The sequence below is a fragment of the Microbacterium sp. Bi128 genome (assembly GCF_918698205.1).
Genome location: NZ_CAKKMM010001457.1, coordinates 1 through 1245, shown reverse-complemented (window position 1 = coordinate 1245; position 1245 = coordinate 1). Strand labels below are relative to the sequence as shown.

2 protein-coding genes are annotated in these 1245 nt (G+C 70.3%); both read right to left on the bottom strand.

Annotation, left to right across the window (positions count from 1 at the left end; translation table 11 throughout):
• Positions 1-77 precede the first annotated feature (77 nt).
• Entirely contained in the window at positions 78-617 is a 540-nt protein-coding gene (locus LQV45_RS33660; protein ID WP_230012141.1) for a DinB family protein, read from the bottom strand.
• On the bottom strand, positions 614-1245 hold a 632-nt coding region (locus tag LQV45_RS33655), incomplete at its 5' end, for a DUF2306 domain-containing protein (protein WP_230012139.1). The genes LQV45_RS33660 and LQV45_RS33655, both read right to left, overlap by 4 nt.

Below are 1245 nucleotides of genomic sequence, written 5' to 3'. Positions count from 1 at the left end.
GCGTCCATAACCGCCAAGACTGATAGCGCAACGGGTGGTTCGAGGGGTGCCGCGATGCTACTCCCCCGTTTCGCCGTCTATTCCCCCGTCTCGCCGTCTAGGGCCTCGCGGAGGAGGTCGGCGTGGCCGTTGTGCCGGGCATACTCCTCGATCATGTGGCACAGGATCCAGCGCAGGCTCGGTGCCGAACCGTCCGGCCACGGGCGACGGGCTAATTGGTCCAGGCCACCGGCGGCCAGGGCCTCCGTGACGCTGGCCCGGGACCGGTCCACGGCGTCCTGCCACAAGGTGCGCAGCTGGTCCGGGGTGTCCCCGGCGGCGGAATGCCACTCCCAGTCCGGGTCGGCCTTCCAATCCACGGCGGCAAACGGGGCCTCCCGGTCCCGGGCGTGCAGGGAACGGGAGAACCATTCGCTCTCCACATAGGCCATGTGCTTCAGGAGCCCACCCAGTGTCATCGATGAGGCAGCGGTAGTAGCCACAAAGCCGGCCGCGTGCAGCCCGGCGCATTTCCACGCCAGCGTGGCCCGCTGGTAGTCCAGGAAACCCAGGAGGGTCGCGGTTTCATCGGCGGCAAGGGGAGGCTCCGGGCGGCCTTGATCGTCCACAATTGTCATGCGCGTGAGTCTAGCCGCCCGGCATCCACGTCGCCGGAAACCATCCGCTTCGCCGGAAAAGTACGGCGAGCCGGCACGCTTCCGGCGACTTCGACGACGGCGGCAGCAGGCACGGGGACGACGGCGGCAGGCACGGGGAGGACGGCAGGGACCCGCACGGTCCGCCTGGCGCGCCGGTGGATGACGTACTCGGCCACCGCAAGGTTAATCACCCAGGCTGCCCCCAGGAGCACAGCCCGGGTCGGCTCGTCGGGCGGGCCCACCAGCAGCATCCACGGCAGCCCCGTCAGCGCCTGCGTTCCCGCGGCGACGCCGATCGCGTAGCCGCGGGTCATCCACGCGCCGTGCCGCACAAAATCCCGGCGCACAACCGCCACGACTCCCAGGACAATGCTCGCCGCCATGGCCGAGCCGAAGACCAGCCGCAGCACCAACAGCGCCGGTCCGTCCCCGGGCGGCAGCGGATAAAAGACGGCCATCCACAGGCCGGACAGGGCGGCCAGCAGGCCCGCCGGCGCGAGGATGCGGCCGGCGATGCGGTGCCAGCCCCGGCGGCCCCGCAGCACGGGGAGGAACTGGAACGCACCGAGCAGGCTGTAGGTGGTGACACTGAGGATGTGGGTCACCA